Here is a 21,912-nt window from a genome sequence, read left to right as displayed (position 1 = left end):
CTCGAAGGTGTGATGGACGGGCTTCGGTGCGCAAACCGTTGCGGGTACCCGGACATGGGACGTCGCACACAGGGCAGGGACGGATCATGGACTGGCTCAAGAGACTGCCCGTCATCGGGCCGCTGGTGACCTGGCTGACGGCCACCCACGTATGGCGGGCGTACGAGCGGCTCGACCGGGTCAAGTGGTCCCGGCTGGCGGCGGCGATGACGTTCGTCAGTTTCCTGGCGCTGTTCCCGCTGCTCACCGTGGCCGCCGCGATCACCGCCGCCACGCTCAGCCCGGCCCAGCAGCGCAATGTCGAGCACAAGGTCGCCGAGCAGTTCCCGGGGGTCGTCTCCCAGCAGTTGGACATCACCACGCTGGTCCACAACGCGGGCACCGTCGGTGTCATCGCGGGTGCCCTGCTGCTGTTCACCGGCGTCGGCTGGGTCGGCCAGGTGCGGGACTGCCTGCGCGCGGTCTGGGAGTTGGCGGACCAGGAGCAGAACCCGCTGGTCGCCAAGGCGAAGGACGCCGGGATCCTGATCGGCTTCGGCGGCGCCCTGCTCGTCACCCTCGCCGCGTCCACGCTCGCCTCGGCGGCCGTCGGCCGGATCTCCGACCAGCTGGGGCTCGGCCAGCACGGCTGGGGCATCGCGCTGCTGCGCGTCGCCGCCTTCGCCGTCGCCGTGCTCGCCGACTTCCTCGTCCTGCTCTACGTGCTGACCCTGCTGCCCGGGGTGGAGCCGACGCGCCGCCGCCTGGTGATCGCGGCACTGCTCGGCGCGGTCGGCTTCGAACTGCTGAAACTGCTGCTCAGCGGCTATATCCAGGGGGTCGCCGCGAAGAGCATGTACGGCGCGTTCGGGGTTCCCGTGGCGCTGCTGCTGTGGATCAACTTCACCGCGAAACTGGTCCTGTTCTGCGCCGCCTGGACGGCCACCCCGAGCGCGACGGCGAAGGTCACGGCCGTGACCGACGGCGCATCAGGTCCGGCAGCGGCCACCGGCGGTTGACCAGGAACACCCCGCCCGCCAGCAGCACCAGCAGCCCGCCCGCGACGGCGAACGCGGTGCCGATCCCGCGGGAACCGCCGGTCCCGGCCGCCACCGGCCTGGAGCCCGCCTGCCCGGCGGGCGCCGACGCCCCCGGCGAGCCGCTCGGCGCCGTACCGGCGGCACTCCTCGGCCCCACCAGGTCGCCCACCTTCCTGACCTTGCCGGCTGCCTGGAAGCCCCAGTCGAACAGCTTCGCCGTCTCCTTGTAGACCTCGTTGTGCTCCTGCTTCCGCGGGTTCATCACGGTGACGAGCAGCACCTGCCTGCCGCGCTGGGCGACCCCGGTGAAGGTGGCGCCCGCGTGCGTGGTGTTGCCGTTCTTCACGCCCGCGATGCCCTGGTAGACCGGCACATCGGTGTCGCCGCTGAGCAGCCGGTCGGTGTTGCGGATCTCCCGGCCGTCGAAGTCGGCGCTCACCGTGGAGCAGTAGTCCCGGAAGTCCTTCTTCTGGAGCCCGGAGCGGGCGATCAGGGTGAGGTCGTACGCCGAGGACACCTGGTGCGGCGCGTCGTAGCCGTCGGGGGAGACCACATGGGTGTCCAGGGCCTGGAGTTCGTCCGCGTGCCGCTGCATGTCCTGGACGGTCTGGGCGACACCGCCGTTCATCGCGGACAGCACGTGCACCGCGTCGTTGCCCGAGCGCAGGAACACCCCGAGCCACAGGTCGCGCACGCTGTAGGTCCTGCCCGGCTTTATGCCGACCACGCTGGAGCCCTCGCCCATCCCGGCGAGGTCCGCCGCGGCCACCTTGTGCGCCGTCGTGCGCGGGAAGCGGGGCAGCAGGGTGTCCGCGAACAGCATCTTCATCGTGGACGCCGGGGGCAGCGCCCAGTGCGCGTTGTGCGCGGCCAGCACCTCGCCGCTCTGGGCGTCGGAGACGATCCAGGAGCGCGCGGTCAGCTCCTTGGGCAGCACCGGGACACCGGGCGCGAGGTTCACCTGGGTGCCGGGCTCGCCGAGCCGGGCACCGCCGAGCGTCGACATATGAGCCGGGGGTGTGGCGGCCGGGGCCGTGCCGGCGGCCGGGGCGGCGAGGGCGGCGGGCGCGGTGACGGCGAGGGACAGCAGCGTCGCGGCGCCGGTCAGCAGGGAGCGCCGGGCGGTGTTCGGGGGAGCGGGCACGACCGGGAACGTACCCGTGGCGGATCGGGCGGACCGGCCCCAGCCCCTGTCACGAAAGCGCACCCCGGATACTGGAGGTATGAAACTCAGCCGCCCGGTCTCCTGGTTCCTGCTCGCCTTCGGGGTGTGGAGCTGGTTCATCTGGGTCACTTTCGTAAAGAACCTGGTCAAGGACGGCAGTGGTCTTGCCTTCCACGACGGCCGGCCGACCGCCTACTTCTGGGTGCACCTGGTGCTGGCGATCGTCTCCTTCGTATTGGGGACGGTCATCGGGGTCATCGGGTTGCGCGGCCTGCGGGCCCTGCGCCGGGAACCGTCGCCCATGTGACCGGAATCTCCCCCGCCACCTGTGGAGACGCTGTGAAGGCACGGCGAACTCCCGGCGGAGACAACGTCTTGGGCAAGTTCTTCCACAACTGGTCAGAAAGCCCTTCCCACGCCGAAACACGTGTGATTGGGTGAGCCGCGTCACTCAGGGGAGTGGCGGGATTTGTGCTGACCAGGGGTAGGACCTCACAAGGGTCTGGGGAGGGCACCACCGTGCGATCTGTTCGCATGCGGATTGTCGTGACATTGCTCGTGCTGGCGATCGTGGGCATCGGCGGCTGGAAACTGCTGCCGTCACAGGAGAACAAGAACAAGACCATCACGGTCGGAACCACGGACGCGGTCACCTCGCTCGACCCGGCCGGCGCGTATGACGCGGGGTCCTGGGCCCTGTTCAGCAATGTGTTCCAGACGCTGATGACCTTCGAGCCGGACGGTGTGCAGCCGGTGCCGGACGCGGCCAAGAGCTGCGCCTTCGTCGGCAGCGACACCAAGACCTACCGGTGCACCCTGCGCACGGGGATCACCTTCCCCAGCGGGCGGGCGATGACGGCCGAGGACGTGAAGTTCTCCTTCGACCGGGTCAAGCGGATCAACTCCGACGTCGGCCCCTCCTCGCTGCTCGCCGACCTCTCCTCGGTGACCGCCGACGACCCGCGCACCGTCACCTTCCACCTCTCGGAGCCGGACGCCACCTTCCCGCTGAAGGTCGCCACCGGCGCGGGCGCGATCGTGGACCGGGACACCTACCCGGCGAAGTCGCTGCGCAAGGACTCCGCGGTCGACGGCACCGGTCCCTACCGGCTCACCTCGTACACCAAGGACGAGCAGGCCCGGCTCGCGCCGAACCCGACGTACAAGGGCTACCTCGGCTCCACCGGCCGCCCGGTCGAGCTGCGTTACTACAGCGACTCCGCGAAGCTGAACGCGGCGTGGAAGGCGAAGGACGTCGACGTGGCCTCGCGCACGCTGCCGCCGGACGTGCTCGCCGGGCTGAACCCGAGCGACCCCAAGGAGCGGGTGACCGAGTCCGACTCCTCCGAGACCCGCAACCTGTACCTCAACACCCGGGCCGGCTCCCCGCTGCACGACGTGCGGGTGCGGCAGGCGGTCGCCTGGCTGGTCGACCAGGAGCAGCTGGCGGCCACGGTCTACCAGGGCACGGTCGACCCGCTGTACTCGCTGATCCCGACCGGCATCACCGGCCACACCACGTCGTTCTTCGACGCCTACCCGACGCAGAGCGCGAAGAAGGCGCGCGCCCTGCTCACCCAGGCCGGGGTGAGCCTGCCGGTCCACTTCACCTTCGCCTACGGCAAGGGCCAGGGCCCCGGCGAGGTGGAGGCCGCGGCGCTGAAGAAGCAGCTGGAGGCGGGCGGCCTGTTCAAGGTCGACGTCAAGGGCTACGAGTGGACCGACTTCCAGGAGCGGATGGCCGCGGGCAAGCTCGACGCCTGGGCCGTCGGCTGGGTCGCGGACTACCCCGACGCCGACACCTTCGGCCAGCCGCTGGTCGGCACCGGCTCCACCATGGCCACCGGCTACAGCAACAAGACGGTCGACCAGCTCATCCGCAACAGCCAGCAGTTCGCCGACCGGAGCCGGGCCGCCTCCGACTTCCAGCAGATCCAGTCCACCATCGCCCAGGACGTCCCCCTGATCCCGCTGTGGCAGCGCAAGGAGTACACGGTCACCACGGAGGACGTGGGCGGCGGCCAGTACCTGATGGACGGCACGGGCGTGTACCGCCTGTGGCGGCTGGACTGGATCTGACCCCGGCGCGTCGCGGGCCGTCCCCCGAAGGGGGCGGCCCCGCGCCGTTCAGTCCCGGCTCTCCGTGCCCGGGGCCGGGCTCGGGGTCGGCAGCAGCCTCGTCATCCCCGGCAGGAAGTCCGTGAACAGTTCGTGGACCTCCAGGACCAGCGGGCGCAGGACGCGGAACCGGGAGAGGGTGACACCGCGGGAGGTGAGGCGGGCGCCCCGGCGGGCCAGGCGGTAGCTGCGTTCGCGGTGCTCGGTGCGGTCGAAGATCCAGTACATGATGAGGCCCATCTGGGCCAGCCACATCAACTCCGGCAGCACGTCCCGGAGTTCGGCCGGTACCTTGGCTTTGGAGCCGGTCAGCACCTCCCGGTGCACCTGGATCGCCTGTTCGCGCGCGTGCTCGCTCTCCTGGGAGAAGGGGCTCAGCGGGCTGTCCGGGTCGGCGGCGTTCTTGAAGAACTGCACCGCGAACTCGTGGTACGGCCGCGCGATGTCCAGCCAGGCGGTGAGGACGCCCGCGAGCCGGGCCTCCAGGTCCGTCTCCCGCTCCAGGATGCCCCGGACCGCCTGCCGGTGCTCGGCCGCGATCCGGTCGTAGAAACCCTGGATCAGGTGTTCCTTGCCCTCGAAGTAGTAGTACGCGTTGCCGACGGAGACGCCCGCCTCCTGGGCGATCGCCCGCATGGTGGTCTTGTCGTACCCCCGCTCCCGGAACAGCCGCATGGCCGTCTCCAGGATCAGCGCACGGGTCTGCTCGGACTTGCTGCTGGGGGTACCGGCCGCCTCGGGACCGTCGTTCTTCACGGGCACGCCACGAAGCCTAACGAGTGCCGTACGGGCGCCCGGCTCAGCCTGTGCGGCCCAACTCCGGGCGCCGGGTGTAGTCCGTCAGCCCGAGCACATTGCCCCAGGGGTCGGCGATCTCCACCGTCCAGCCGGTCGCCGTCTGGAACACCTCGTCCACCGGCTCGATGCCCACGGCCGCGAGCCGCCGCGCCGCCACCCGCGCGTCCGGCACCTCCAGCCACAGCCGCGGCGAGGGCCACGGCGGACTGCGATGGCCCAGCGCCTCCTCCACCCGCAGCAGGATTCCCGGCGTCTCCTTCCCCGCCGTGAGCAGCGCGATCCCGGCCTCGTCGAACCGGAACCCCACCCCGAACCCGGCCCGCTCGTAGAACCCGACGGCCTCCGCGAGGTCCCCGACGGGGAGCAGTACGTTGTCGAACCCGAGCAGTTCGTACGACTCTTCGCCTGACATGTCGTCAGATTAGAGCGCCGTCCCCCGGTATTCCGTGATGACCGGGCCGTCGGCTCACCCGCTGCTCGGCGAGCGGGCGTGGTCGGCCTGCCCCATGACCGCCGGGAACGTCTCCGGACCGAACGCCGGCACCGTCGTCCGGTGGTGCCGCCCAAAGACGAGGGCCGTTCCCCCGAACGGGGGAACGGCCCTCGTGTCGCGCCAGGCGTCGCGTCAGTAGCGGCGGGTGATCAGCGCCCGCTTGACTTCCTGGATCGCCTTGGTGACCTCGATGCCACGCGGGCACGCGTCGGTGCAGTTGAAGGTCGTACGGCAGCGCCACACGCCGTCACGGTCGTTCAGCACCTCGAGACGCTGCTCCCCGGCCTCGTCACGCGAGTCGAAGATGAAGCGGTGGGCGTTGACGATCGCGGCCGGGCCGAAGTACTGGCCGTCGTTCCAGAACACCGGGCAGGACGACGTGCACGCGGCGCACAGGATGCACTTGGTGGTGTCGTCGAAGCGCGCCCGGTCCTCCGCGGACTGCAGACGCTCGCGCGTCGGCTCGTTCGTCTCCTTGGTGATCAGGAACGGCATGACGTCCCGGTACGCCTGGAAGAACGGCTCCATGTCCACGACCAGGTCCTTGAGGACCGTCAGGCCCTTGATGGGCTCGACCGTGATCGGCTTCTCGGGGTTGATGTCCTTGATCAGCGTCTTGCAGGCAAGGCGGTTCTTGCCGTTGATCCGCATGGCGTCCGAGCCGCAGATGCCGTGCGCGCAGGAGCGGCGGAACGTGAGGGTGCCGTCGACGTCCCACTTGATCTTGTGGAGACCGTCGAGGACACGCTCCTTCGGGTCGATCTCCAGCTGGAAGTCTTCCCAGACGGCCTCCGCCGAGACCTCCGGGTTGAACCGGCGGATCCGGAAGGTGACCGTGATGTAGGGGGAGTCGGCGAAGCCGGGCTCGGGCTGGCCGGCCGCGTCCGCCTTGTCCAGAACAGGGGTAGCCATCAGTACTTACGCTCCATCGGCTGGTAGCGGGTCTGGACGACCGGCTTGTAGTCGAGACGGATGGACTCGGCGCCGTCGTCGCCCACCTCGCGGTACGCCATGGTGTGGCGCATGAAGTTGACGTCGTCGCGGTTCGGGTAGTCCTCGCGGTAGTGACCGCCGCGGGACTCCTTGCGGGCCAGGGCCGACGTGGCCATGACCTCGGCCAGGTCGAGCAGGTTGCCCAGCTCGATGGCCTCCAGGAGGTCCGTGTTGAACCGCTTGCCCTTGTCCTGGATGGACACGTTCTTGTAGCGCTCGCGCAGCTCGGCGATCTTCTCGACCGCCGTCTTGATCGTCTGCTCGGTGCGGAACACCATGACGTTGGCGTCCATGGTCTCCTGGAGCTCGCGGCGCAGCGTGGCCACCCGCTCGTTGCCGGTGGAGTTGCGCAGCCGCTCGATCTGCTCGACGACCAGGGACTCCGGGTTCTCCGGCAGCTCGACGAAGTCGGCCGTGTGGGAGTACTCGGCGGCGGCGATGCCCGCGCGGCGCCCGAAGACGTTGATGTCGAGCAGCGAGTTGGTGCCCAGGCGGTTGGCGCCGTGCACCGACACGCAGGCGACCTCGCCGGCCGCGTACAGACCCGGCACGACGGTGGTGTTGTCCGCCAGGACCTCACCCTCGACGTTGGTCGGGATGCCGCCCATCGCGTAGTGCGCGGTCGGCTGGATCGGGATCGGGTCCGTGTACGGCTCGATACCGAGGTAGGTGCGCGCGAACTCGGTGATGTCCGGGAGCTTGGCGTCCAGCTGCTCCGGCGGCAGGTGGGTGAGGTCCAGGTACACGTGGTCGCCCTCGGGACCGCAGCCGCGGCCCTCGCGGATCTCCGTGTAGATGGAGCGGGACACGACGTCACGGGACGCCAGGTCCTTCATGACGGGAGCGTACTTCTCCATGAAGCGCTCGCCGTCCTTGTTGCGCAGGATGCCGCCCTCACCGCGGGCACCCTCGGTGAGCAGGATGCCCATGCGCCAGATGCCGGTCGGGTGGAACTGGAAGAACTCCATGTCCTCCAGCGGCAGGCCCCGGCGGTAGCAGGCGGCCTGGCCGTCACCGGTCAGGGTGTGCGCGTTGGAGGTCACCCGGAAGAACTTGCCGGTGCCGCCGGACGCGTAGATGACCGACTTCGCCTGGAAGACGTGGATCTCGCCGGTCGCCAGCTCGTAGGCCACGACACCGGCGGACTTCCGGACGCCGTCGACCTCGGTGATCAGCTGGTCCAGGACGTAGAACTCGTTGAAGAACTCCACGCCCTCCTTGACGCAGTTCTGGTACAGCGTCTGAAGGATCATGTGGCCGGTGCGGTCGGCCGCGTAGCAGGCACGGCGGACCGGGGCCTCGCCGTGGTTGCGGGAGTGACCGCCGAAGCGGCGCTGGTCGATCTCACCCTTGGGCGTCCGGTTGAACGGCAGGCCCATCTTCTCCAGGTCGAGGACCGCGTCGATGGCCTCCTTCGCCAGGATCTCGGCGGCGTCCTGGTCGACCAGGTAGTCGCCGCCCTTGATCGTGTCGAAGGTGTGCCACTCCCAGTTGTCCTCCTCCACGTTGGCGAGCGCGGCGGCCATACCGCCCTGCGCGGCGCCCGTGTGGGAGCGGGTGGGGTAGAGCTTGGTCAGGACCGCGGTGCGGCTGCGCTTCGTCGCCTCGATGGCGGCACGCATGCCCGCGCCACCGGCGCCGACGATGACGGTGTCGTACTTGTGGATCTTCATGATTCTCGCAGCCCCGTGCCTAGCGGATGTTCGGGTCGAAGGTGAAGATCACCAGCGTGCCCAGCAGGATGGTCCACACCGTGGCGGTGTACAGCAGGGCCTTCAGCCACATGCGGGACGCGGCCCGCTCGGCGTAGTCGTTGATGACCGTGCGCAGGCCGTTGGCGCCGTGCAGCATCGCGAGCCACAGCATGGCCAGGTCCCAGATCTGCCACCAGGGGGAGGCCCAGCGGCCGGCGACGAAGGCGAAGCCGACCTTGGAGACGCCGCCGTCCAGGACCAGCTGGATGACCAGGTGGCCGATGACGAGGACGACCAGCACGATGCCGGACAGGCGCATGAACAGCCACGCCGCCAGCTCGAAGTTGCCGCGGGTGGACTTCGGGGTCTTCTTGGTCCGCTTGCGCGGAGCCTCGATCAGCGGGGCCGGGTTGTCCACGTTGTAGACGGCGGCACCCTCGACGGGGCCGACCCCGGAGGCGGTGGTCTCAGTGGTAGACATCGGCGTCAGCTCCCGAACAGAACACGAGCGGCGTGGCCGAGCACGGGGTAGATCGCGCCGAGCATGAGCACGATCCAGACACCCATCACGGTCCAGAACATCTGCTTCTGGTAGCGCGGGCCCTTCGACCAGAAGTCGACGGCGATGACGCGCAGACCGTTGAGCGCGTGGAAGAGGATTGCGGCGACGAGGCCGTACTCCAGCAACGCGACGATCGGCGTCTTGTACGTGGCCACGACCTTGTCGTAAGCCTCGGGGGAGACACGCACGAGAGCGGTGTCCAGCACGTGAACGAACAGGAAGAAGAAGATGAGGACGCCGGTGACTCGATGAGCCACCCAGGACCACATTCCTTCCCGGCCGCGGTACAGCGTTCCAGCCGGCACGGAAGAACCCTCCGGGAGCGGGGACTAGGGCCGCGCCGGCTTCACTGTCGGTCGGGCCCGGCCGGGTACGGTCCACCGGCCCCCAGCATGGTATCGGTGTGGCGGGGCGAGGCTTACGGGGGGCCTACCTGTGTGATCAAACTGGCACGCGGTTGGGCTAGCCGGGGCGGCTGCCGGGGTGGTTCTGCCCCTTATCTGCCGGGTGCGGGGGTGTTCGGGCTGGTCGCGCAGCACCCCGCGCCCCTCAGATACGTGCCCAATCGGCCCCTTGCGAGGCGGCGGAGTTCGTCCGCGACCATCTCGCGTTCGTCGTCGGGATCGTTCGCCGATCGTGACTGGATGGCTTCCAGGACGTAGTCGGCGCTCTCGGGCGGCGGGACGCCGTCCAGCGAAATGACGAACACATGTCCGAATTTGGATTCGTAGGCCGCGTGGGCGGCGTCGAGAGCCACGAGTGCCGCGGAGTACGTGTTCTCCGGCAGTGCCGGCAGGGCCTCGTGGGACAGCGCCTCCGCGATGTCCGCCGGCGGCAGGTCGTACGCCGCCTCGTCCGCCGCGGCCAGGAGGGCGTCCAGGTCGGGGTAGGGGCGGTGGGCCGCCACGCGGTGGGACCAGCGCGGGCTGTGCAGGCAGTGCAGGAGGAGGGCCCGGGCCTCGGTGGCGGACGCCGCGTTGAAGGCGTCGAGGGGCCGGGGCAGCTGTGGGAGGCGGTGGGAGGGCAGCGTGGGTCCTCGCGTCACAGATCGTGTGTGGCAGGGGTGTGCTGTGAAAGGTGTGTCGTCAGGTTATCGAGAGTGGTAACTCTGTGTCCGCGTGATGCCTGGATTTCACCCGGACGGGAGAGTTTGCGAACGCTCGGGTGACCGTTCGAGCGGCGGAGGGCCTTACGTTGGGCGAGTGACCCAGCACAGGCGCCGGGCGTCGGCGCGACAGGTGAAGCGGAAGCGGACGACGGCGGCCGCCGCGGTGGCCGGGGCCGTCGCCCTCGGGACGGGGATCGGGGTGTGGGTCTCGTCGGGCGGCGGTGACCAGGGCTCCGCCGGGCAGGCGGCCGTCGCCGAGACGAGTCCCTCGCCCACCCGGTCGTATCCGATGTCCACGGCGCCGCGGACGATCCCGGCGGTCCGCTCCCACACCCCGGCGCGCGGGCCCGGCTGGCGCCCGCGGCCCGGCGACCGCGTGGTGATCGCCGACGCGGGCCTCGCCGACGAGGGCAGGCTGATAGCCGGCGAGCTGGGGATGAGCTACGCGGGCCGGAGGAACGACACCCGGACGGGCGATCTGCGGCTGTCCCTGGGCGGCGGGGGCGGCGGGGGCGGCGGCCAGGAGTCGTACACCATGACCGTCCGGGGCGGCCGGGTCGAGATCGAGGGGCCGGGGCAGGCGGGGGTCTTCTACGGCACCCGGACCCTGAAGCAGGAGGTGCACGGGGGCGGTACGGCCCCGGAGGGCGTCGTACGCGACGAGCCGGCCAAGCCGGTGCGCGGCTTCATGCTGGACATCGCGCGCAAGCCGTACTCCGAGTCCTGGATAGAGGACCGGATACGGGAGCTGGGGGATCTGAAGTACAACGAGCTGGGGCTGCACTTCTCCGACGACCAGGCGTTCCGGATCGAGTCCGGCACCCACCCGGAGATCGTCTCCCCGGACCACCTCACCAAGGCGCAGGTCAAGCGGATCGTGGCGCTGGCGGACAGCCGGCACATCACCGTCGTACCGGAGATCGACTCGCCCGGACACCTGGGCGCGGTCCTCGCCGCCCACCCCGACCTCAAGCTGCGCAACGGCAACGGCGTGGTGACCAAGGGCGCCATCGACATCTCCAAGCCCGGCTCGGCCAAGCTGGTCGACGACCTGCTGAACGAGTACGCGGGGCTGTTCACCGGCGGCCGGTGGAACCTCGGCGGCGACGAGTACCAGGCGCTGATGGCGAGCGACCCCCGGACCGCCTATCCGCAGCTGGCCGCGGCCGCCCGGCAGAAGTTCGGCGCGAACGGCAACGTCGCCGACCTCACCACCCGGTGGCTGAACGACCGCGCCGCCACCGTCCGCGCCCACGGCAGGACCCTGCGCGCCTGGAACGACGGCTTCTACCGCAGCTCCACCGCCGTGCCGCCCGCCGGCGATCTCCAGGTCGCGTACTGGACCGGCAAGGAGATCGGCGCCCGGCAGCCGGAGGAGTACCTGAGCGCGGGCCGCAAGCTCGTCAACTACAACGACGAGTTCCTCTACTACGTGCTCGGCCAGCCGCAGACCTTCGTCTATCCGACCGGCCGGCGGATCTACGAGCAGTGGAACCCGCGGGTGGTGCGCGGCACCGCCGCCGTCCCGGCGCGGTACGACGGCCAGATCCTCGGCGGTTCCTTCGCCGTGTGGGGCGACCTCCCGGACGCGCAGACGCCGGACCAGGTCGCGGCCGGCATCCGGATGCCGCTGCGGGCCACCGTCCAGAAGCTGTGGGACCCGGGCACGCCCGCGCTGTCCTGGACGGACTTCACGGCCCTGGCGGACCGGCTGGGCTGATCCCCGGCGGGACTGTGTGAACCCTGTGGACGCGGAGTGATCTTCGGACGTATCTTCCAGTGTTCATATTCCCGGCGGGTGCGTGCATGTCGTGCGCGGCCCGCCGGTCGCCGTTTCGCACCCCGGGGGAATCCACACCATGGCCACGCCCATGCCCGTCCCGCCCCAGCCCGCGCCGCCCCTGGCGCCTTCGTACGGCCACCTGCCGCGCTCGCCCGCCGGGCTCGGCCTGGCCGCGGCCGTCCTGCTGGGGCTGGTCGCCGCCGCCGACCTGTTCGCCTGCCTCGCGGACCAGATGGAGGTGAACGCCGCCCAGGACATGATCGGCGGCGGCATCGGCCGGGGCATGATCGACCGGGCCCACCATGCCGACACGTTCTACAACGCGGCGAGCGTCGCGCAGGGGATCACCCTGGTGGCCACCGTCGCCGTCTACCTGTGCTGGCTGTGGCGGGTGCGGACGAACGCCGAGGTGTTCGCGCCGCAGGGGCACCGCATGAAGCGCGGCTGGGCCATCGGGGGCTGGTTCGTGCCGATCGGGAACCTGTGGCTGCCGCGCCGGGTCGTGGTGGACGTCTGGCGGGCGAGCGTCCCGCCGGGCGCCCGGGTGCGGGCCACCCCGGTCAACGCCTGGTGGACGCTGTGGGTGCTGAGCCTGCTCCTGGGCAGGTTCGCCGGCCGGCAGTACGACGACGCCCACGCCCCCGATGAACTCGCCGATGCCGCCCGGCAGATGCTGTTCTCCGACGCGGTGGACGCCGCGGCCGCGATCCTCGCCGTGCTGGTCGTCGTACACCTGACCCGGATGCAGCGGGCCAGGATTCTCGCGGGCCCCGCCGCCATGCCCGTCTTTGGCTGAAACTCGACCGCTGTGACACTTCCGCACGGTTGCACGCAGTAAGGGGAAGTGCGGGCTCCGTGCCGGTCGGCGCCCAGACCAGGGAGGCTTCATGAGCCTTGAGGAACGGATCGCGCGGGCCGACGAACGGGGGCTCGCGGCCAGTGGGTTGGCCTGTTTGGATCGGTGCCTGCCCCTGCTCGGCGGCGACGAGGAACTGCTGCGCCCGCTGTGGGGGAGCCTGGCCGACGGGTCGGACTGGGACGCTCCCCTGGAGAAGGCGCGGGGCGCGCTGCTCGGTCTCGGCGAGGGGGAGGAGACGGGCGGGGACGCGCACGCGGAGGCCGCGCGGCTCGTCGCCCACATGCTGGACACCGCCCCGGCCGGGCGCACCGCCGAGGCGGTACGGCCCTGGGCCGAGTCCTGTTCCGAGGTCTCCCTGCGCGTCCACCGGCTGCTCGACCCCGCCGCCGAGGGCGCCCCGGACCTCGTCGGGACCGAGGAGCCGGGGCCGCTCGTCGCCGCCGAGCTGCGCCGCCAGCTCACCGTGCTCGAACTCCTCGAAGGCCACGGCAAGCAGGGCCTGCGCCGCGCGCTCGACGTGTCGGGCGAGGGGCGCCGGGTGCTGCGCGCGGTGGTCTCGCGGCGGGCGCGGGGCAGCGCGGAGAGCGGGGTGTGACGGTCGTGCGGTGGCGGTGGGGCGGTCCTGCGACGGTTGGCGAAACGCTTCCTCAGAGGGTGACGAAAGCTCCGCCCCACTCGCTCTTCCTTATGTGAACGCCCATGTGACAGCCCAGGTGAGGGCTCATACGACGACCGCCGCCGCGACCGCCCCGGACGGGACGGCCGCGCGGGAGACCAGGCCCCGTGCCGCCGCGAAGCCCGTGCGCTGGGCGGCGGACGCGGTCGCGACCATGCGCGAGGGCGCCCGGGTGCGGCTCGACTACTCGGCGCGCAGCCTGCGGCGGGTGGACCGCCTGATCGAGGAGATACGGCGCGAGGGGGCGCCCATGGAGGCGGTCGCCCGCGTGCTGCGCGGCTTCGGCGCGTACGCGGGCGAGGTGGTCGTCCGCCGCACCGGTGCCGAGTGGTGGGCGACCGGCGGCGAGCACTGGGTGCGCACCCCCGACGGCCGGCTCTGGGACCCGATGGAGGAGGCCCGGCGCTCCTTCCTGGGCCATGGCTCGCTGCGGCTGCTGTGCCGGGACGCGACGGCGGACGGCTGAGGGCGCGGCGGTCGTCGTCCGCCGGTACCTGACGGGCCGTTCGCCGGGACGCGTCCGCCGGGGCGTTCGCTGTGACACTTCTGTGCGGGCGGACGCTGAGGAGCGTGGAGGGCGAAAGACACGGCCGGAGCGTGTCGCACCGTGCGGACGCGCCGGCGGCCATGAACTCGGCACGACGGGGACGGTCTTGGGCCAGGGAGGGCAGCCCCGCGGCCGGCGGCCGCGGGACGGTGAGCTGGGCGCGGCCGTCGCGCGGGCCCAGGACGGCGACGAGAGCGCCTTCGCGGTCGCCTACCGGATCGTGCAGCCCGGTCTGCTCGGCTATCTGCGCGCTCTGGTCGGCGAGGAGGCGGAGGACGTGGCCGCCGATGCCTGGCTGGAGATAGCGCGGGACCTCGGGCGGTTCAGCGGCGACGGGGCGGCCTTCCGCGGCTGGACCGCGGTCATCGCCCGGCACCGGGCCCTGGACCATCTGCGCCGCCTCCGCACCCGGCCCCGGACCACCGCGCTCGACCAGGACGCGCTGGACCGGGCGGCCCCGCACAGCACCCCTGAGCAGGCCCTGGAGTCGCTTTCCACCGCGCGCGCCCTCGCACTGGTGCGCTCCCTGCCCCCGGACCAGGCGGAGGCGGTGCTGCTGCGGGTGATCGTCGGCCTCGACGGCCCCACCGCCGCGCGCGTCCTCGGCAAGCGCCCCGGCGCGGTCCGCACCGCCACACACCGCGGCCTCGAACGCCTCGCCCGCGTCCTGGCACCGGCCCGGCGCCCGACGACCGAGGCCCCCGGCACACCGGGAGAACCGGAGTGACCACCTCCACCACCGAAGCCCGCCTCGGCGACGACCGGCACCCCGCGGCTTACCGCGCGACCCAAAGTGCGGACAAGTCGGGCGAAAGCGGCACGGGTTCACATCGAGGTGACCGTAAGAAGTGAGCCAAGAAGGCGGGGCGAGCCGATCCGTGGGCCGCCTAGGGCAACGGCCGGGGCCGCCACCCCTGGTCCGTCGGAAACGCAGCAAAGCTCTGAGCAGGCATTTTGACGTCTGGGCTAGTGCCCTCGCCTATTGACTGATCCAGTCGTTGGCCAGGTGTTTCTGCCTGTTTCTGGCCGCTGTTGGTTACACGTTGGTCATACAACCCGGGCGCCGGCTCGCTCTACGAGCGGTACCAGGCATTCTCGGGCCTGCCGCCTGATCGCCAGGATGATTCCTAGTACGACGCTTTCGGTCGAAGTAGACTTAGACGAAAAGCGTCGTACTGAGGATGCGGGAGGGTGAGTGAAGAAGGGACTGCCGGCCAAGCCGGACGATGTGGTCGACCGGGACCGGGAGTGGGGTCTGCTCGCGGAGTTCCTCACCGATGCGGACCCGGCGATGCGGCTCGGCATTGTGTCGGGGCGGCGGCGGCATGGGAAGTCGTACCTTCTGCAGGCTCTGTCCGAGCAGGTCGGAGGTCTGTACGTCACGGCGGTCCGGGAAGAGGGGCGGCTGCCCGCGATCCAACGGTTCAGTGACGCGGTTGCTACGCATGCCGGTCTGAGGCCGGGCAGTCTGCGCCTGACCGACTGGCATGACGTGTTGTCCAATGCCCTTGATGTGACGTCCCGCTCGAAACATCCGCTCCTGGTGATCGACGAGTTGCCCTATCTGCTCCAGCACTCGCCCGAGATCCCGGGACTGCTTCAGCAGCTTTACGACGAACGCCAGCGCGGCGCCCGGCGTGGTGCCGGGCCGGGGCCGCGGCTGATCCTGTGCGGCTCGGCGATGAGCGTCATGCACGAACTGCTCTCGGGAACCAAGCCGCTGCGGGGCCGGGCCGTGGTCGATCTGCGACTGGGCCCCTTCGACTACCGAGACAGCCGGGACTTCTGGCAGATCGCCGATCCGCTGACCGCGCTGAAGGTGCATGCGGTCCTCGGCGGAGCACCCGGCTACCGACCAGTGGCTGGCCGTCCGCATCCGGACGACGGCTTTGACACGTGGCTCACTCGAACACTCCTCGATCCCGGCCGAGCGGTGTATTCGCGTACCGAGACCGAGTATCTGCTGCGCGAGGACCCAAGGATCACGCAGCACACCCTGTACTACGACATCCTCACCGCGATCGCGAACGGCGCCACCACGCCCAGCAAGATCGGTGCCGCCTTGGAGCGCCCGCGCAATGCCGTCGCTCACCCCCTGGGCGTGCTGGAGTCCACCGGCTACATCCGCCGGGAACAGGACATCCTCCGCTCCAAACACCCAGTGATCACCCTTGCCGACCCCGTCATCCGCTTCAACCAGCTCATCACCCTCCCCCAGGCCGCCGCCGTGGAACAAGGCTTCGCCGAGCAGGTCTGGCAGCAGGCCGCCCCGACCTTCAACTCCAAAATCCTCGGGCCGCACTTCGAGGATCTGGTGCGAGATTTCACTCGCCGCTACGCGCACACCTTGCTTCCCGGTGGGCTGCCCGGGCCGGTCGGCACCACCGAGGTTGCCGACCAGGCCGCCCGGACCAAGCACGAGATCGATGTCATCGCGCTGGCAGCGGGTGAGCGCCCGCAGGCACCCCGAGCGAGGATCGCGCTGCTGGGCGAAGCCAAGGCGACCGCCGCGCGCCGTGGGACCGGGGACCTGGAACGCCTGGAACGCATCCGCGGCCTGCTCGCAGATCAGGGGCACGACACCGCTGCCACCACTCTGGCCCTGTACTCCCTGCACGGCTTCTATCCCGACCTGGTCGACCTGGCCAATCGTCGCGACGACATTCTTCTGGTCGATCTGCCAGCCCTTTACGGCAGTTGACCCAGCCGGCCGACGCTCCTGCCCCGCCGCGCGCAGATGCGGCCGGATCGGGCGCCCTCCATGCCAGGGCGGCAGTGTCCTCCTAAGCTGCGTGAGCTATGCCCCTGGTGTCCGCTGCGGACGTTGCCCAGACGGCAGGGGGTGGGCACACATTCGGTTACCGGGGGACGACTGACTGTACCGCCAGGGCTGCCAGACGTGTGAGACTCGCTACGTGGATCTGCATACGGGGGAGGGACGTTGGCGAGCACTCATCCCATCGCGGACCGGCAGGAGAGCGCTGCGGCCATGCGCGTGCTCAAGGCCATCGTCGTTGCACACCTCCGCAACCAGCGCGCGCAGACGCTGAGTCTGACAGTCTCGGTCGCCTTGGCCGTTGCCGGCCTGCTGACCGGCTCGGGTTCGCGGTACGGCACCGCCATCACCCTCAGCGGCACGCTGTGGGCCGCGCTCTACATGGGAGTGATGGCACCCTGGGCCGAGCGGTACCTGCGGATCGCCGCGACTCTTCAGGAGATGTTCGACGCCGATGTACTCGGCCTGCCGTGGAACAGCGTGGCGGTCGGGAACCGGATCGGCGACGACGAGGTGAGCCGGCTCAGTCGGCGCTTTCGCGGCGCTGAGGACCGGCTGCGGGGCTACTACCTCTCGGTGGACGCCGCCGCGCCTTATGACGTGCTCTTCTGCTTGGAACAGAACCTGGCCTGGGGGTCCCGGATCCGGCATCGCTTCGCTCAGCTGATGCTCGGCGTACTGGTGCTGTGGTCCGCGGCGGGTGTCCTGCTGACCCTCGCCACTGGCGGGACGTTGAGCCGACTGGTCACCGGGTGGTTCGTTCCCTCGCTCGGCCTGCTGCTCCTGTGCCTGGAGATGTACCGCACGCAGATGACGAGCATTCAGGAGAGGCTCCGCGTCCTCGGGCTGGTGCGTGGGGTCATCGACGACCCCACGTCACCGGTGATCACCACACCGGACGGGTTGACCTGCTTCGCACGCCAGGTCCAAGACACGCTCTACCAGATGAGACGGCTCCAGCCGCGACTGCCGGCCTGGTACTTCCGGCGGTACCACGACCAGGACAAGGGCGATTTCCAGATCAGGATGCGAGAGCTGGAATCGAGGTTCCCCCGGCCATGACCGTCCTGGAGGAGTTGACCAGTGAGTTCGGAGACGCCGAGGTTGCTTCGGAGATCATCGAGTCGTTGCGCGACAACGGCTTCGAGATCCGCAGCGGCACCATCGAGGGACGCAGCCACGGCTTCAGCGGGGCGCGGCTGGCGAAGGTGCTGGTGGTCCACACCAAGGGCAAGCCCGAACCGCAGTGGTGTGTGATCAAATTCTGTCCTTCGGTGCCGTCGAAGCATCAGCGTGAGAACCAACGGCATTCGGATGCTCTGCAGGAGGCGCCCGAGGAATTCCGCCGACAGCACCTCGCCAAGATCGCTTTTCCGACGGTCAATTGTCCCCAGGACGCTTTCGTCGTCGGTCAGTTCCTGGCCGAGGGCACTCCACTGGGGAAGGTGGATCCAGACCAACTCGCCGACGCCTGCAAGACGATCTGGCGCAAAATGCTCCGGGGCTGGACCGGTGACGACTACGACAGTGAGCCGACGACGGTGGCCGGGTTGCTGACGTGCGAACTGGGGGACGGCTTCAAGACCGGCGGATGGCTGCACAGCTGGGCGCGAAAGCGCGGTCTGCTCACGCCCGACCTCCTGGAACTGCCGGGTGAGAGCGAGCCGTTGCCCAACCCGTGGCGGCTGTTCGCCAAGGACATGCCCGCGACACGGCGAAGGATCCACTGTCTGGTGGGCCGGACACATGGCGACTTGCACGGGGACAACGTCCTCGTGCCCGCGTACGACGAGATCGTCGACGCAGGCCAGTTCCGGCTGATCGACCTGGCCACCTACGACGGACGGGCACCGCTGAGCCGAGATCTCGCCACCTTGCTGATCTCGCTCTGCTGGCGGGAGATCGGGGAGTCCCCTGCTGGCACCCAGTCGACGTTTCTCACCTATCTGGAGCGTGACAAGCGCGACAAGCGCCTCGATAGTGGCATGCCGAGCAGGGTGCGAAAAATCATTGACGCGCTCCGTGAGCCCGCATTCCAGTTCGTCGTGGACAGACACGGGGATCCGGAGCAGTGGCACACGCAGCTGAAGGTGTCCCTGCTCGCCCAAGCGATGCTGCACAGCGCCTACGAGAGCGGTACGCCGGATGGCCGCCGTTGGTGCGCACGGCTGGCTGGGCGGCTCACCCGGGTCCTGCTGGGGCCGCTGGCCACGCAGGCGGGACGGCCGGAGCTCTTCGACGCGGGAGCGGACCTCGAAACGAGCGGCACGGTGGCGACGCGGCAGGCCGGCCGACCGGCGCGGGGCACATCCGCCTTCGTCGACCGCAAGAATCCGCGCAGTGATCTCCGTGCGGCGCTGGACGATCGGACCACCTCCGTCATCGTGGTCAGCGGCCCGGCCGGGATAGGCAAGACGGCGCTTGTGCGGGAGGTGCTGGCCGATCTGGGCTGGACGGATCCGGACTACGAGCCCTCGGTGGTCCGTTGGCACGAGGCCACTCCGTACGGGGAGATCGGCGTGACGACCCTGATCGAGGACATCGAGCCACCCGGGTTGGGCCAGGCAGCCGGTTTGTTCGCACGAGCACGCCTGGAGATCGCCCTGGACGGCCTCGATGCGACCGGCGGCTTCCGGCGGGTGATCGTGATCGACTCAGCGGAGAACCTCCTCAGGGACGGGTACGTGCTGCGTGATTCGGAGCTCGACCTGGCGCTGGAGACTGTGCAAGGCCGGCCTGACCCCCTCGTCAAGATCGTCTTCGTGACGCAGCACATACCTGAGGCGACGACAGGTGTGGCCTGGACGGAGAAGGCGGTCCATATCAGCCTCAGCGGGCTCAAGCCGCCTTGGCTGCGGAAGCATTTCGCCCTACTCGACCCAAATGACATGTATGGCTTGGCCGCCCTGCCGGAGAACGACCTAGGGCGCGTTCACGGTCGTCTGGCCGGTAACCCGCGGCTCGCAGAACTGCTCTCCGCGGTCATTAGCAGTGACCCGCGGACGCTACAGATCCACGAGGTCGGAGCGTGGCTGTCCTCCGTACCGGCGAGTGAAGTACATCTGCGTTTGGTGCACAAGTTCGTCGATCACCTTCCCGCCGAACAGCAGCGGGTGGCCGAGGGGCTGGCGGCGCTTGGCATTCCAGCCTCTACTGAAACCGTCATCGGCATTCTGGAGCCGTATGTACCGGCGCCACGGATCGAGCCGGCCCTGCGAGCGCTCGTGGCGGCCGGTCTCGCCCTGGAACACCGCGACGGCCGCCGGTACCTGCGAAAGAGCGAGGTCGAGGCGGTCCTCAGCCGCTTGGCCCCTGGTGACCGGCGGGCGGACGAAGGCGAACCGCTGACCCGGCGCGCCCTCCTGCTGCGAGCGGCCGTGGTGCTGCAGGGCATGCAGAAGGACGACGACGACGTCCACGGCATGGTCGATCTACACACGCACTTCGCGCGCGTCGATGTCTGGCTTCGGGCCGGACTGTACGACTGTGCATACAGTGTCATCGAGTCGATGGAGGATCTGGTGGACCGCTGGGGCAGCGGGACCGAACTGCGGGCCCAGCGGGAAGCCGTGCGTGGCCGACTCGGTGACGATCGGGAAGCCGAGATGGTGAACCTCGCCGCGCTGGGGGATATCTACTCGTACAGTGACGATTTCGTCTCTGCCCGGTCGGCCTACCAGATCGCGCTCAAGATGGCCCAGGAGGACCAGGACCGTGAGGCGATACGCGGTATCCACATCGGCCTGGGCGCCATGTTCTGGGAACACGGCCACCTTGGGGACGCCGAAAAGCACTATAGGTGGGCGTTGGGGCTGGCGGGTGAGGATGACGACGAAGGTGGCGACCGTGCCGCCGCGTTGACCGGACTGGCCGACTGCCGACAGCGGCAGGGCAACTACCGGCGCGCGATCGAGGCCGCCTTGTCGGCTTTCGAAGCCGCCTACGAGGTCGATCCCGAACTGGCGTCCGGCACCGCGCTGAGGCTGGCCCGGTGGTACGCCGAGCTGAACGAGATCCCGGACGCGCTGACGATGCTGGCCAGGTGCGACGAACTGGTCACGGGCCGCCCCGATCCATCGCTCCAGGCTGACCTGCTCACCGCCACAGCCGAGCTGCACCTCTATCAAGACAGATACGGCGAGGCGCGACGGGTGGTCGAGCGGGCCATCGGCATCGCGCGCGACCACCGGGACCCGATCAGCCTGCGGCGGTCGCTCACCGTGCTGGCCCTCACGCATGTGCACTTGGGTGACCTCTCGGCGGCCCGGAAGGCGATCGAGGAGTCGGCCCGCTACCGGGTGGCGGGCAAGGAGACCGTGGAACTCGCGCTGAGGGGGATCATCGCCCACCGCTGCGGTCTCCCGGGAACCGCGAGAGATCTCTTCCAGCAACTCGACGACGAGACCGGCCAGCGCACCAGGGCGGACGTGCACGACCTGGTCGCGTGGGACTTCACGGGTATCGCCCGGTGCTATTCGGTTCTCGTCGACGACGCGGAACCCTCGCGGGCGCTGGAGGCGTTCCATCAGGCACGCCCTGAGCCGTCCGAGCAGACGCCTGGGCTGGATGGTCTGCTGAGGTTCATGGTGGAGATCCTGGCCAACGGCGACCCGCGCCTCGAACCGGTACTCACCCAGCTGGCACGCATGCGACCGGGCCGTGCCCGCTAGCTAGTTCTCGAACCAGCCCTTGTCCTGCGCCAGCATGATGGCCTCCAGCCGGGTACCGACACCGATCCGCTGGTAGAAGGCCCGGAGCAGCCGGTACATCGCCCGCTCCGAATAGCCGGTGTCTGAGGCCAGCCGGGACACGGTCCAACCGTCGGAGAGCCGACGCAGCCAGGCGATCTGATCCGCAGAGGGGACCGGGCCGCGCGGGGCCCGGCCGCCCCGGCCGGCTACCAGGAGATCGGCCACCTCGGTCGGCATCACCGCTTCGCCCTCGAGGGTCGCGGAGACCGCCCGCTGCAAGGCCGAGACCGTCGCCTCGCGCGCCACTACCGACCGGGCACCGGCCCGCATAGCCCGCACGCCCAGGGAGGCGCTTTCAGCGGACGGCAGCGCGACGACAAGCGGGCGGGGCCGTATGCGGCACAGAGCGGTCAGCTGGTCCAGATCCTCTGCGGTGCGCAGGGTCAACAGAACTACCCCGCCGGGGTGTTCACGCAACCAGGCTTCGGCGTTCTCAGGTTCCTCGACGAGGTGCCCCACGCTCGACAACGACGCTGCGACGCCATGTCGGAACACCGGCAATGGGTCCAGGACCGCGACATGAACGGTCGTCGTGATCTCTGTCCCTCCCTGTGACCGCCGCGCTACCGG

Annotated in this window: 20 protein-coding genes; 11 read left to right on the top strand and 9 right to left on the bottom strand. The window is 69.8% G+C overall.

Features of this window, described 5'->3' with window-relative positions:
• Positions 1–86: 86 nt before the first annotated feature.
• Entirely contained in the window at positions 87–998 is a 912-nt protein-coding gene (locus GHR20_RS14320) for a YihY/virulence factor BrkB family protein (protein ID WP_111586706.1), read from the top strand.
• Here GHR20_RS14320 and GHR20_RS14315 read toward each other — a convergent pair.
• Positions 946–2,163, bottom strand: a complete 1,218-nt coding sequence (locus GHR20_RS14315) for a D-alanyl-D-alanine carboxypeptidase (RefSeq protein ID WP_243878023.1) — start codon at positions 2,161–2,163, stop codon at positions 946–948. The genes GHR20_RS14320 and GHR20_RS14315 overlap by 53 nt on opposite strands.
• A 79-nt stretch (positions 2,164–2,242) precedes the next feature.
• Between GHR20_RS14315 and GHR20_RS14310 the strand changes: the two genes are divergently transcribed.
• Together GHR20_RS14310 and GHR20_RS14305 are read left to right on the top strand one after the other, a co-directional pair.
• On the top strand, positions 2,243–2,491 hold the full coding sequence (locus GHR20_RS14310; RefSeq protein WP_111586740.1) for a hypothetical protein: 249 nt from the start codon (positions 2,243–2,245) through the stop codon (positions 2,489–2,491).
• A 227-nt stretch (positions 2,492–2,718) separates the two neighbouring features.
• Entirely contained in the window at positions 2,719–4,263 is a 1,545-nt protein-coding gene (locus GHR20_RS14305; RefSeq protein ID WP_153813390.1) for an ABC transporter substrate-binding protein, read from the top strand.
• Positions 4,264–4,311: 48 nt separating this feature from the next.
• Here the strand turns inward: GHR20_RS14305 and GHR20_RS14300 are convergent, their stop codons facing one another.
• The 7 genes from GHR20_RS14300 to GHR20_RS14270 form a co-directional block, all read right to left on the bottom strand.
• Positions 4,312–5,064, bottom strand: coding sequence for a TetR family transcriptional regulator (locus tag GHR20_RS14300; RefSeq protein ID WP_153813389.1), 753 nt, complete (start codon positions 5,062–5,064; stop codon positions 4,312–4,314).
• Positions 5,065–5,101: 37 nt separating this feature from the next.
• A complete protein-coding gene (locus tag GHR20_RS14295; RefSeq protein WP_111586702.1) occupies positions 5,102–5,512 on the bottom strand; it encodes a VOC family protein in 411 nt (136 codons plus the stop codon).
• 213 nt (positions 5,513–5,725) lie between these two features.
• Complete coding sequence (locus tag GHR20_RS14290; RefSeq protein ID WP_111586701.1) at positions 5,726–6,505, bottom strand: succinate dehydrogenase iron-sulfur subunit; 780 nt, start codon at positions 6,503–6,505, stop codon at positions 5,726–5,728.
• Entirely contained in the window at positions 6,505–8,259 is a 1,755-nt protein-coding gene (gene sdhA / locus GHR20_RS14285; RefSeq protein ID WP_111586700.1) for a succinate dehydrogenase flavoprotein subunit, read from the bottom strand. The genes GHR20_RS14290 and sdhA overlap by 1 nt, the downstream gene beginning before the upstream one ends.
• Positions 8,260–8,278: 19 nt before the next feature.
• Entirely contained in the window at positions 8,279–8,761 is a 483-nt protein-coding gene (locus GHR20_RS14280; RefSeq protein WP_037656035.1) for a succinate dehydrogenase hydrophobic membrane anchor subunit, read from the bottom strand.
• Between the two features lie 5 nt (positions 8,762–8,766).
• Positions 8,767–9,147: a succinate dehydrogenase, cytochrome b556 subunit gene (gene sdhC, locus GHR20_RS14275; RefSeq protein ID WP_145483083.1), complete on the bottom strand. Its 381-nt coding sequence runs from the start codon at positions 9,145–9,147 to the stop codon at positions 8,767–8,769.
• A gap of 191 nt (positions 9,148–9,338) precedes the next feature.
• Positions 9,339–9,887 (bottom strand): 2-oxo-4-hydroxy-4-carboxy-5-ureidoimidazoline decarboxylase, encoded by a 549-nt coding sequence (locus GHR20_RS14270; RefSeq protein ID WP_153813388.1) that lies wholly within the window; start codon positions 9,885–9,887, stop codon positions 9,339–9,341.
• Between the two features lie 193 nt (positions 9,888–10,080).
• On the opposite strand from GHR20_RS14270, the gene GHR20_RS14265 reads away from it, so the two are divergent.
• The 8 genes from GHR20_RS14265 to GHR20_RS14230 all read left to right on the top strand — a co-directional run bounded on the left by GHR20_RS14265 (position 10,081) and on the right by GHR20_RS14230 (position 21,261).
• Positions 10,081–11,670, top strand: a complete 1,590-nt coding sequence (locus GHR20_RS14265; RefSeq protein ID WP_243878349.1) for a glycoside hydrolase family 20 protein — start codon at positions 10,081–10,083, stop codon at positions 11,668–11,670.
• A gap of 139 nt (positions 11,671–11,809) precedes the next feature.
• Positions 11,810–12,529, top strand: a complete 720-nt coding sequence (locus GHR20_RS14260; protein ID WP_153813386.1) for a DUF4328 domain-containing protein — start codon at positions 11,810–11,812, stop codon at positions 12,527–12,529.
• A gap of 91 nt (positions 12,530–12,620) precedes the next feature.
• Positions 12,621–13,187, top strand: a complete 567-nt coding sequence (locus GHR20_RS14255) for a hypothetical protein (protein WP_153813385.1) — start codon at positions 12,621–12,623, stop codon at positions 13,185–13,187.
• Between the two features lie 118 nt (positions 13,188–13,305).
• The gene (locus GHR20_RS14250; protein ID WP_241670906.1) at positions 13,306–13,734 is read left to right on the top strand and encodes a hypothetical protein; all 429 of its coding nucleotides are present in this window, start codon (positions 13,306–13,308) and stop codon (positions 13,732–13,734) included.
• Between the two features lie 187 nt (positions 13,735–13,921).
• Entirely contained in the window at positions 13,922–14,542 is a 621-nt protein-coding gene (locus GHR20_RS14245; RefSeq protein ID WP_153813384.1) for an RNA polymerase sigma factor, read from the top strand.
• A gap of 468 nt (positions 14,543–15,010) precedes the next feature.
• Positions 15,011–16,516, top strand: a complete 1,506-nt coding sequence (locus GHR20_RS14240; protein WP_153813383.1) for an ATP-binding protein — start codon at positions 15,011–15,013, stop codon at positions 16,514–16,516.
• Between the two features lie 240 nt (positions 16,517–16,756).
• Positions 16,757–17,653 carry an S-4TM family putative pore-forming effector gene (locus GHR20_RS14235; protein ID WP_275549663.1) on the top strand — a complete coding sequence of 299 codons (897 nt, stop codon included), beginning with the start codon at positions 16,757–16,759 and terminating at the stop codon, positions 17,651–17,653.
• Complete coding sequence (locus GHR20_RS14230; protein ID WP_153813381.1) at positions 17,650–21,261, top strand: hypothetical protein; 3,612 nt, start codon at positions 17,650–17,652, stop codon at positions 21,259–21,261. Before GHR20_RS14235 ends, GHR20_RS14230 begins: the two co-directional genes overlap by 4 nt.
• On the opposite strand, the gene GHR20_RS14225 is transcribed toward GHR20_RS14230, so the two are convergent.
• Positions 21,262–21,801, bottom strand: a complete 540-nt coding sequence (locus GHR20_RS14225; RefSeq protein ID WP_208446849.1) for a response regulator transcription factor — start codon at positions 21,799–21,801, stop codon at positions 21,262–21,264.
• Positions 21,802–21,912 lie beyond the last annotated feature (111 nt).

It is taken from the genome of Streptomyces sp. SUK 48, from assembly GCF_009650765.1.
Taxonomy (GTDB): domain Bacteria; phylum Actinomycetota; class Actinomycetes; order Streptomycetales; family Streptomycetaceae; genus Streptomyces.
The sequence above is the reverse complement of the archived record's forward strand: the minus strand, read 5'-3'. Positions and strand labels throughout refer to the sequence as shown.